Genomic DNA, 9551 nt, shown 5'->3' with positions numbered 1-9551 from the left:
CACTCCGCCTTCCAGCTCACGCAACTCTCCCCCAACTCACACATTTCTCTCCTTCTCCGAATTCCCCCAAGATCACCCAAGCCCGTCCAGGCTCACGCAATCTCACCTCAAGAAGGAACCCATCATGACCAACCCCTTCGAAAACCCCGACAGCACCTACCTGGTGCTGGTCAACGACGAGGGCCGGCACTCGCTGTGGCCGTCGTTCGCGGAGGTGCCGGCCGGCTGGACGGTCGCCCACGGCGCGGACACCCGGGACGCCTGCCTCGCCCACGTCGAGGAACACTGGACCGACATGCGCCCGAAGAGCCTCGTCCGGGCCATGGACGACGCCGGGTCTCCGTCCGCCCGTTGACCGCCGCGGACCGTGAGGGGAGACACCGCTGTGCTGACGTACCAGGAATCAGCCGTCGGCGGCGCCGAGGGCGTGACGGTGGAGCTGACGCCGCAGGAGACCGAACAGTTCCGTAGGGTCGCCGCCGAGATCACCGGCGTGGTGCCGCACGGGGCACCGACCGGACCCGAGCAGCTCGATGACCCCGGACTGCTCGCGGAGATCGAGGTGGCGGCACGCTGGCTCCCGCCGCGCCTGGCCCGTGAGCTCAGCCGCTTCCGCAGGCAGGGCAACCCGCACGGCGTCCTGCTCGTACGTAACGTACCGCTCGACGACGACCTGCCCCCGACCCCCGCCGACGGCGCCGCGCCCGACTGGTCGCGGCTGCGGACGGCGACCGTCGCCCAGCTCGCCGCGGTGTCCTGGCTGGGCGACGTCATCGCCTACGCCGACGAGAAGGCGGGCCGTCTGGTCCAGGACATCGTCCCGGTCAGAGGCGCCGAACAGCGCCAGGAGAACAGCGGCAGCGTGCTGCTCGAACTGCACACCGAGGACGGCTTCCACCCCTGCAAACCGGACTTCGTGACGCTGCTGTGCCTGCGCGCCGACCACGAGCGCCGGGCCCGCACCACCTACGGTGCCATCAGCCAGGCGCTGCCCCGCCTGTCCGCCGAGTGCGTGCGGGTACTGCGGCGTCCGCTGTTCCGGATCCACTCCAGCAGTTCGTTCAGCGGCTCGTGCGGCGGACCGGGCGCGAACACCGGCACGGTCACTACCGGCACCGTCTCGCCGCCCCTCCCCGTGCTGAGCGGGCCGGCCGACAGCCCCGAGATCGTCGCCGACTTCCATGCCATGGAACCGCTGGACGAGACCGCGGCGCGCGCGTTCGACGAGCTGCGCGAGGCCATGCTCGCCGTACTCGCCGGCACGGTCCTCGAAGCCGGCGACCTGATCATCGTCGACAACCGCGCCGCCGTGCACGGCCGCACCGCCTTCCGGCCCCGCTACGACGGGCAGGACCGGTGGCTGCGACGCTGCTTCGCGGTCGCCGACCTGCGCCCGTCCCGCGCCATCCGGGCCGCCGGATCGCAGGTGTGCGCGCCACTGGGGCCGGTGAGCGCGCCTTGAGAGGGCGCGACCGTCTCATGCCTGGCCGGTGGGGGCCTCTGCTTCCAGGGCGGTGAGCAGTTCGGTGAGTGCGGGCAGTGACCGTTCCAGCGCCTCGCGGCTTTCCGGGCGCAGGCCGGCCAGGGCACGGCGCAGGGCGGCCGTGCTGGTGCGGTCGTAACGGTCGAGCATGTCGAGGGCCTTGGGTGAGGCGGCGAGGTGGGCGGTGCGCAGGTTGGTGGGGGAGGGGGTGCGTTCGACCAGGCCCGCGGTGCTCAGGGTGCGGATGAGGTTGCTGACGGTGGAGGGGGCAGCCTTGAGCCGGGCGGCGGCTTCGCGCGGGGTGATCGTGCCGGCGTCGGCCAGGACCCGCAGGAGTTCGATCTGGGCCTCGGGGAGGTCGGGCAGGCCCTCGGAGCGGCGGGTGCGCAGTACGGCTCGGCGCAGGGGGCCGAGGAGTCGGCCGAATTCGGTCGCGGTGTCCATGACTCCATTGTGCCCCAGCTAACATTTTGCTCCAAAACAGTTTTGTTGCAAAATGAAGGGGCGGATCCGCACCCATCCCACCCGTACGAGGAGGACACCATGACCACTGTCGCCGACCCCATCCCCGCCCAGGACCTCTCCGGGATCGTCGGCCACCGCTTCATCTACACGTACGCCAACGGCTGGCAGTACGAGATGTACGTGAAGAACGACCACACCATCGACTACCGCATACACAGCGGCCACGTCGGCGGCCGGTGGGTCAAGGACCAGGAGGTCGACCTGGTCCGGCTCGACGAGGACAGCTACAAGGTGTCGTGGACCGAGCCCACCGGCACCTCGGTCGCCGTCAACGTCATGCCCGGCAAGCGCCGCCTGCACGGAGTGATCTTCTTCCCGGACTGGATCCGCCGGCACGGCGAGCGCACCGTCTGCTACCAGAACGACCACCTGGACGCGATGCGCGCCTACCGCGACCAGGGCCCGACCTACCCCATCTACGTGGTCCCCGAGTTCGCGAAGATCACGCTGTTCGAACACGTCGGCGCCGATGACGACTCGGTCGTCTCCGTCGCTCCCGGCGACCTTCCTGCGGGCTGGTCCCAGCGCACCGACTGACTCATCCGCCCGCGCCGGCCGGACTGGCCGCTGGTGCCCGACGCCCGACGCCGGTGTCCAAGCCATCTGGACACGCGAAGCGGACGACACGAATCTCGCGGTGAGCCGCCCGAGCCGTCAGCCGGTAGGGTCCTGCTCGTCGGCCTCGATCCCCAGCCTGCCGTCATGCCAAGGTGTGATGGGAGCCGAGTCCCGGGTGACCAGGAACTCCGGACGCATCGGGCTGGGCGGGGCGTTGTCGACCGAGTTGTACGTGATGAGGAGCAGGGCGCGGCGGTCCGCGGAGATGTTGTTCGAAGACGAGTGGACGATGCTCGGGTGGAAGGCATGGACCGAACCCGCGCGGCCCGTCATGCGTTCCTTGCCGCTCTTCCGGGCCAGCGTCTCGGCCGTGTCCGCGGATACCGTGTACGCGAGGTCCTCGGAAACGTGCCGGCGCCAGTCGCCCTTGCCGTCCCCCGACTCGGGGAGGTCGAGGAGGCCGAGACGGTGAGAGCCCGGGATGACGGACAAGGGGCCGTTCTCTTCGTGGATGTCGTCCAGTGACACGGCGATGTTCACAGCGTCTGGGCACGGCATACCGTCCTCCTCGCTCCAGAACGCATAGTCCTGGTGCCAGGGCCAGGCCGCGCCCTCATGTGCCTGTTTGAGGTTGATCTTGAACTGGTAGACGTAGACGGACTTGCCGGTCAGTGCCTCGGCCAGGGCGACGAGCTGCGGGTGCCTCACCAGCGCGGCGCATACCTCGTCGAAGGAGTGGCAGCCGTGGATGGCCCGCACCACGTCGGTGCCCTCCTCGTAGACGACCTCCGGCCGACGCTCCCGGCACAGGGAATCGACGTGCCTGCGTATGAGTTCGACCGCCGCCTTGTCGAATCGGAACGGTACGGGGCACCAGCCGTCCTCGTCGTAAGCGGCCCGCAGCCGGGCGAAGGGGATGTCGAGTGTCGTGGTCATGAGGCGATCTCCTTAATTGAATATCTGGGTGCGTCTTCAAGATGCGTGAAGTTGCGCGTCGGAATCGGCTCGGTTTTTTCATTGTGGAGGCATGCCCGCGATTTACCTGACCGGACCAAGTCGATATGATGACGCCACCTCCTGCTCGCGACTGTGACGACGCACGCGCCGAAACGCGTGCATGCCTCATGTAGGTGCGGGGGACGGGCATAGTGCCACGCTGGAACAGTGAGAAAGGGTTGTAAGGCCTGATGAGTGATTACGCTGCGTTATCCCCGGCCCGCTGCGGCGTACTGGCGCGTCGCTATTACGAACTCGTGGATGCCGGGCAAGTAGAGGGCCTGCTGGCGCTCTTCTCCGACGACGCCGTTTACCGGCGGCCAGGTTATCCGGCGCTACGGGGGCGTGCGGCGATGCGTGCTTTCTATCTGAATGAGCGCGTCATCTCGCATGGCCGCCATGAACTGTTCGCCGTCATAGCGGATGGTGAACGTGTTTCCGTGCGAGGTGAATTCCGCGGGCAACTGAAGGACAGGAGCAGCGTCACCGTAGGTTTCGCGGACTTCTTCACGGTGGGACCGGACGGGCTTTTCACGCGCCGCGACACGTATTTCTCCTCCCCAGCAGTCTAGTACTCCAGCGGAATTCACCGCTCCCGCTGGTCTGAGGCGCCATTTCGAACCTGGCGGGCGGACGACCAGGGACCGGCACCTGTCGGCAGACGCTGGGTCTCTCCCACGGTGAGCAGGGCCGGCTCGGCTGCGTCTGGTCCTGCGCCCCTTCCCGGCCGCCGCCGCGGTCATGGCGGCCGGGAAGTCGTGGGTGAGTGTGGAGGCCGCCGGCCGGCGGGAAGGACCCGACGTTCTGGGCGGTCACGGCGCAGTTCCCGCGTGGTCCGGCCTCGCGGCCCGGGTGGCGTCGATGTGCGCGGCGAGGTCCTTGAGCACCGGCCGGCGGAGGATGTCGCGGAACCCGATCGGAACACCCAGGTCCCGCTCGACTCGCTGCCGTGTCCGGTAGACGAGCAGTGAGTTTCCTCCTGCGCTGAAGAAGTCGTCGGTCGTGCGGACGGTAGTGGAACCGAACAGTTCCTGCCACAGGCCGATGAGATAGCGTTCGGTCGCGGTGGCGGGCGGCTGTCCCTCGGTGGGCCGGCGCGAGTCTGCCGCGAGCAGCTCCCGCAGTGCGGGCAGGTCGCGTTTTCCGTTTTCGTTGAGGGGGAGCGCCGGAACCGTCAGAAACGTACTGGGCACCATGTACGCGGGCAGGAACTCCTCCGCGAAGCTTCTGAGTTCACCTTCGGTCAGCGTCTCGTGTGCTGTCACGAAAGCCACCAGCCGTAGGTCCAGTCCCCGTCCAGCGGCGATGACCACGCTTTCCTTGACCTTCGGATGCCGGTCCAGGGCGCGTTCCACGTCCGCCGGTTCCACACGGTAGCCGCGGATCTTGACCTGGTCGTCCTTCCGGCTGACGAATTCCAGCAGCCCGTCCGGACGTTGGCGGACCAGGTCGCCCGACGCGTACATCCGGCTCCCGTCCCGTGCGAAAGGGTCCGGGTGATAGTGCTTCGCGGTGAGCTCCGGCTGACCGAGATATCCCCGTGAGACTCCCGGTCCGCCGATGAAGAGCTCCCCGACTTCCCCGCGCGGAACGGGACGGTGTTGGTCGTCAAGGACATGGAGAGCGAAACCGTCGAGAGCGGCGCCGAGGGGAACGGCGGTGTCTTCCGGCCGGGTGTCCCGTACGTGGTGGATGGCACACCCGGTGGTGGTTTCACTGGGGCCGTAGATGTTCCACAGCGATCCGCGGAATCCGGAGTCGAGTACGTTCCGGCACGCCGCAGGTTGCATCTCGCCGCCTCCGGCCACGAGGACCCGCAAGGAGGAGAAGATCCGGGGGTCTTCGTGCCCCAGGTGGTTGAACGCCATCGTCGGCAGGAGCAATGCGCTGATGCCGCGTTCGTCGAACTCCCGACGGACGTCCAATTCCAGGAGGTCGGGCAGGCCGGGCATGACGACGATTTCCGCGCCGGTGGCCAGACTTCGCCACGTCTCGAAGTGGAAGGCGTCGAAGGAGACGTTGTTGACCTGGGCGGTACGGTCGGTGGGACGGAGTTCGGGCACCGCTCGGTTGATGGCGAAAGCCATCACATTGCGGTGTTCGAGCGTGAAACCCTTGGGTTCCCCGGTGGAGCCCGACGTGAACAGTACACAGGCAGCGTCTTCGGGCCGGGGGCCCACCGTGGGCTCCTCCGTGAAGGGGTCCGGTGCCCCCTGGTCCTCGATGATCTCGGTACCGAGGTGAGCGAGCCGTTCCCCCCAGCCCGGCTCGGTGAGCACGGCCTTGGCTTCGCTGCGTTCGATCATCAAGTCGCGACGTCTGTCCGGGTAACGGAGGTCGATCGCCACGTAAGCAGCGCCTGCCTTGAGGATTCCCAGCAAGGAGACGAACAGCTTCGTAGAACGCAGGCGGTAGAGCGCCACGCGGTCCTCACGGCCGATCCCGCGCGTCCGTAGCCGACGGGCCACGGCCGCTGCCCGCTGGTTCAGCTCCCGATAGGTGAGCGTCCCTTCCGCGTCGCTGACGGCCGGCCGCTCGGGGTGGCGAGCCGCCGTGCTCTCGAACAGGGCGACCAGCGTCTGCGGCGCTCGCTCCGCGCCGGAAGTCCCGGAGGGAGGAAGGGTGCGTACTGCATCGGACATGTGAGGCTCCTGAACATCGTGATGGGGAAGACCCGTATGGCCGCCTGCCGGTGAGCCGGCGGGCAGCGAGGTGTTCACGCACACGCCGGGGACGGCTCGACGGGCCGCAACTTCCCTGTGCGCTGGTGGAAGAAGAACACCTGGCCGAGGACGAGCATGAGGTTCGCGCAGGCCAGGCTGGCCCAGAGCGCGTGCAGACCGGCCCAGGAGGCAATGGGTACGGCGACCAGGGCGAGTCCCCCGTAGCAGACCGCGAACGTCAACAGGCTCGGTGTCGTCCGTCTGATCGCGACCAGGCCGAAGCCGAAGACCGCCTGTACGGCATCCAGTACGACCACGCTCAGCACCACGGGCAACAGCGCGAGGACGCCTGCGTGCACATCCTGGTCCTTGGAGAAGAGAGTGACCACCGGGCTTCTCAGCGCGACGAGGGCGGTGCCGAGCACGGCCACGGCGCAGAGCCCCACCCAGGCCCCGGCGACCACCGCCCCGCGCACCTCCCGGACGCGCCCGGCCGCGACGTGTACGGACACCAGCGGTACGGTCGCCTGGCCCACGGCCACGGCCGCGGTGAACATCAAGTTGACCAGTGACACGGCGATGCTGTGGACCGCGGCGCTCTCGGTACTGATCCGCGCGGCCGCGAGGGCCAGCACACCCAGGACGGCGAACTTGATGAGCACCGTCGCCGCGAGCGGGATGCCCACCTTGGCGATCCCGAGCACCTCGCGCGGGTGCGGCCGGCCCAGACGCAGCGGCCTCCCGGCCAGGATCGTGGAGCGGCGCAGCACCGAGTGCGCGATCACCGCGTTGATCAGGCTGGAGGTGAGCATCGCGAGGCCCGCGCCGGCCAGGCCGAGTGCGGGAACGAAGCCCATCCCCCCGACCAGGACCACGGAGAGAACCACCGCGGCGGCGGTGCCGCACATCCCCGCCCGCATGACCGCCTTCGCACGCCCGAGACCCACCAGCGCTGACGTCGCCGTGCTGCCCACGGAGGTCACGAGCACACTGCCCGCCAACAGCGCGGGCAGCACGCCCAGCTCCGCGAGCGTGGACTCGGGTACGCCGGTGAGGCGCCCGACCAGGGGGACCGCGGCCACCGCCAGGGCCCCGAGCAGCCCCACGACGATGCCCAGCCACGAACCGTTGCGGACGACGTGCAGCAGACGGTCCGCGTTGTCGCGCTCGGTGGTCACGAAGGGCATCACGCCGCGCATGGCGCCGGTGACGGCGGCGACGGCGGGGCTGAACACGGCGATGGTCACCGCGAAGGCGGCCAGGGCAGCGGTGGCGTGCCGTCCCAGCATCACGGTGTCGACCAGAGAGCCCGCTGACGACGCGACCATGGTCACGTAGAGAGGCAGGGCGGCGCCGGCGATCTGCCGGGCCCGGCCACCCGCCCGGCCGTCGGCCGTTGTTTCCTGCTCAGACACTGTGAACTCGTTCTCCTTCTCGGGGCGCTGACGACGCCGCGGCGGCGAGCGCTCTTTCTACATCGGTGACGATGTGCTGGGAAAGTTTCTGTGCCTGGTCGAAGAGGTAAAAATGCCCGCCCGGCCAGGATTGTGTGTCCACCCGCGCGTGGAAATGTTTCCGCCAAGGGGTGATGTGCTCGTGCGTCACGAGCGGATCGGTGTCACCGTAGTGAATCGATGCGGGAATTCCCATGGCCGGACCGGGGGTGTAGGTATAGGTGTCCACAATGGCTATGTCCCCGCGAAGTACCTCCACCAGATAGGCGGCCATGTCGGGGTCGGTCAGCATTTCCTCGGGTGTCCCTCCGAGGTCGCGCAGGAAGCCGACCAGCTCGGTGGTCGGCCAGAGATCGCGGCGCTCGGTGTGCAGGTCGTGCACCAGCTGCGGGGCCGCACTTCCGGAGAGCCCCAGCCAGGTGGGAGGCCGGGCGGAAACGGCCAGCTCGCGGGCGAGTTCGTAGGTGACCAACGCGCCCATGCTGTGCCCGAAGATCCCGTATGCCCCGCTGGCCCGGGCGAGGATTCCCGGACGCAGGAACGCGGCTGCTCCGGTCGCGCTCCGGCAGGGCGGGTCGCCTGCCGTACGCCCGCGTCCCGGCAGGTCCACCGCGTACAGCTCCCAGGTCTGCGGCAGATGTCGCGCGAACGGCGAAAAGGCGGTCGCGGAGCCTCCCGCATGATGAATGAAGAAACAGGTGAAAACCGGGCCGGGGGGCCGGATGCCTCCCGTCTGTTCTCGTGGGCGCAGATTGCTGAAGGTTAACTCCAGGTCCATTGTTACCTTTCCGGGTGGCCGATATAGTGAGCCAGGCCAGATGTCCGATCGGTCGTGGAGTTTTCTCTCGGAAGGACCTGATCATGAACAGGATTGCCTTTGTTTTCCCTGGGCAGGGATCCCAGACCACCGGCATGGGCCATGATGTGGTGCGAGAATTCCCGGCCATCGCGCGGACGTACTTCGACACCGCGGACGAGGTGCTGGGTTTCCCGCTCAGCCGGCTGTGTTTCGACGGCAGCGCCGAGGACCTGCGCGACACGTCGGTGACCCAGCCGGGCATCTTCGTCACCAGCCTGGCCATACAGGCGGTGCTGCACGAACGAGGGGTCCGCCCGGAAGTGGTGGCCGGGCACAGCCTCGGCGAGTACACGGCGCTGGTCTGCTCCGGGGTCCTGGAGTGGACGGATGCTCTGCGGCTGGTCCGGGAGCGCGGCAGGCTGATGGAAGGTGTCAACCGCCGCACACCGGGGAAGATGGCCGCGGTTGTGGGGCTCGCGGCCGCGCGGGTGGAGGAGCTGTGTGAGCAGGTGTCCCGTGCGGCCACGTGCACGGTGGAGGTCGCCAATTACAACACCCCGTCCCAGACCGTGGTGTCCGGTTCGCTGGCCGGTGTCGACGCCCTGTCCCACGCCGCCCTCGGTGCGGGGGCCGCACACGTGGTGCCCCTCAACGTGGGTGCCCCCTTCCACTCCTCCCTGATGCGGGACATCGAGGAGGAATTCGGCAGCCACCTTGAGGCGGTGCGGTTCGGCACCCCGAGGATTCCGGTGGTCGCGAACGTGACGGCCCGGTACGTGGAGTCCGGTGCGGAGGCCAGGGAACTGCTGAGGCGCCAGCTCACGTCTCCGGTGCGCTGGTACCAGTCGCTGGAGCTGCTGGTGAAAGACGAGGCAGCGGCCTTCGTCGAAGCGGGACCGGGCCGGGTGCTCACCAACATCGGCAAGACGGCGGCGCCGGGGATCCCCGTCCTGGCGGCAGGGACCGTCCGGCAGCTCTCCAAGGCCGTGGAGCGCTTGCTGCCGGTGCCGTCCTGAGGAATGGCGCACGGCGGGAGTCCCGGCCCGGGCTCCCGTCGCGCGGCCCGCGTCGGT

The 9551-nt window shown here is 68.5% G+C and carries 10 protein-coding genes; 5 read left to right on the top strand and 5 right to left on the bottom strand.

Annotated features, from left to right (window positions below; all coding sequences use genetic code 11):
- Positions 1-124 precede the first annotated feature (124 nt).
- Both AB0L45_RS07680 and AB0L45_RS07675 read left to right on the top strand, forming a co-directional pair.
- Positions 125-355 carry an MbtH family protein gene (locus AB0L45_RS07680; RefSeq protein ID WP_365837187.1) on the top strand — a complete coding sequence of 77 codons (231 nt, stop codon included), beginning with the start codon at positions 125-127 and terminating at the stop codon, positions 353-355.
- Positions 356-385: 30 nt separating this feature from the next.
- Entirely contained in the window at positions 386-1462 is a 1077-nt protein-coding gene (locus AB0L45_RS07675) for a TauD/TfdA family dioxygenase (protein WP_365837185.1), read from the top strand.
- 15 nt (positions 1463-1477) lie between these two features.
- Here the strand turns inward: AB0L45_RS07675 and AB0L45_RS07670 are convergent, their stop codons facing one another.
- Positions 1478-1927, bottom strand: a complete 450-nt coding sequence (locus AB0L45_RS07670; RefSeq protein ID WP_365837183.1) for a MarR family transcriptional regulator — start codon at positions 1925-1927, stop codon at positions 1478-1480.
- Between the two features lie 99 nt (positions 1928-2026).
- Between AB0L45_RS07670 and AB0L45_RS07665 the strand changes: the two genes are divergently transcribed.
- A complete protein-coding gene (locus AB0L45_RS07665) occupies positions 2027-2545 on the top strand; it encodes a phenolic acid decarboxylase (RefSeq protein WP_365837181.1) in 519 nt (172 codons plus the stop codon).
- A gap of 117 nt (positions 2546-2662) precedes the next feature.
- Here the strand turns inward: AB0L45_RS07665 and AB0L45_RS07660 are convergent, their stop codons facing one another.
- Entirely contained in the window at positions 2663-3502 is an 840-nt protein-coding gene (locus tag AB0L45_RS07660) for a phytanoyl-CoA dioxygenase family protein (RefSeq protein WP_365837179.1), read from the bottom strand.
- Positions 3503-3753: 251 nt separating this feature from the next.
- Here AB0L45_RS07660 and AB0L45_RS07655 point away from each other — a divergent pair, with 251 nt between their 5' ends.
- The gene (locus AB0L45_RS07655) at positions 3754-4134 is read left to right on the top strand and encodes a nuclear transport factor 2 family protein (RefSeq protein WP_365837177.1); all 381 of its coding nucleotides are present in this window, start codon (positions 3754-3756) and stop codon (positions 4132-4134) included.
- A 240-nt stretch (positions 4135-4374) separates the two neighbouring features.
- Here the strand turns inward: AB0L45_RS07655 and AB0L45_RS07650 are convergent, their stop codons facing one another.
- The 3 genes from AB0L45_RS07650 to AB0L45_RS07640 are packed head-to-tail and all read right to left on the bottom strand — an operon-like array spanning position 4375 to position 8457.
- Positions 4375-6282, bottom strand: a complete 1908-nt coding sequence (locus AB0L45_RS07650; RefSeq protein WP_365837175.1) for a non-ribosomal peptide synthetase — start codon at positions 6280-6282, stop codon at positions 4375-4377.
- Positions 6279-7640 carry an MATE family efflux transporter gene (locus tag AB0L45_RS07645; RefSeq protein ID WP_365837173.1) on the bottom strand — a complete coding sequence of 454 codons (1362 nt, stop codon included), beginning with the start codon at positions 7638-7640 and terminating at the stop codon, positions 6279-6281. The genes AB0L45_RS07650 and AB0L45_RS07645 overlap by 4 nt, the downstream gene beginning before the upstream one ends.
- Positions 7633-8457, bottom strand: coding sequence for an alpha/beta fold hydrolase (locus AB0L45_RS07640; protein WP_365837171.1), 825 nt, complete (start codon positions 8455-8457; stop codon positions 7633-7635). The genes AB0L45_RS07645 and AB0L45_RS07640 overlap by 8 nt, the downstream gene beginning before the upstream one ends.
- Positions 8458-8540: 83 nt before the next feature.
- On the opposite strand from AB0L45_RS07640, the gene fabD reads away from it, so the two are divergent.
- Complete coding sequence (gene fabD, locus AB0L45_RS07635) at positions 8541-9494, top strand: ACP S-malonyltransferase (RefSeq protein WP_365837169.1); 954 nt, start codon at positions 8541-8543, stop codon at positions 9492-9494.
- The last annotated feature ends 57 nt before the right edge of the window (positions 9495-9551 follow it).

Source organism: Streptomyces sp. NPDC052496, from assembly GCF_040679095.1.
Classification (GTDB): Bacteria; Actinomycetota; Actinomycetes; order Streptomycetales; family Streptomycetaceae; genus Streptomyces.
The sequence above is the reverse complement of the archived record's forward strand: the minus strand, read 5'-3'. Positions and strand labels throughout refer to the sequence as shown.

Coding starts and splice junctions, on each gene's coding strand:
- AB0L45_RS07680 (WP_365837187.1), top strand. CDS start 125: ATGACCAACCCCTTCGAAAACCCCGACAGCACCTACCTGGTGCTGGTC.
- AB0L45_RS07670 (WP_365837183.1), bottom strand. CDS start 1,927: ATGGACACCGCGACCGAATTCGGCCGACTCCTCGGCCCCCTGCGCCGA.
- AB0L45_RS07665 (WP_365837181.1), top strand. CDS start 2,027: ATGACCACTGTCGCCGACCCCATCCCCGCCCAGGACCTCTCCGGGATC.
- AB0L45_RS07660 (WP_365837179.1), bottom strand. CDS start 3,502: ATGACCACGACACTCGACATCCCCTTCGCCCGGCTGCGGGCCGCTTAC.
- AB0L45_RS07655 (WP_365837177.1), top strand. CDS start 3,754: ATGAGTGATTACGCTGCGTTATCCCCGGCCCGCTGCGGCGTACTGGCG.
- AB0L45_RS07640 (WP_365837171.1), bottom strand. CDS start 8,457: ATGGACCTGGAGTTAACCTTCAGCAATCTGCGCCCACGAGAACAGACG.
- fabD (WP_365837169.1), top strand. CDS start 8,541: ATGAACAGGATTGCCTTTGTTTTCCCTGGGCAGGGATCCCAGACCACC.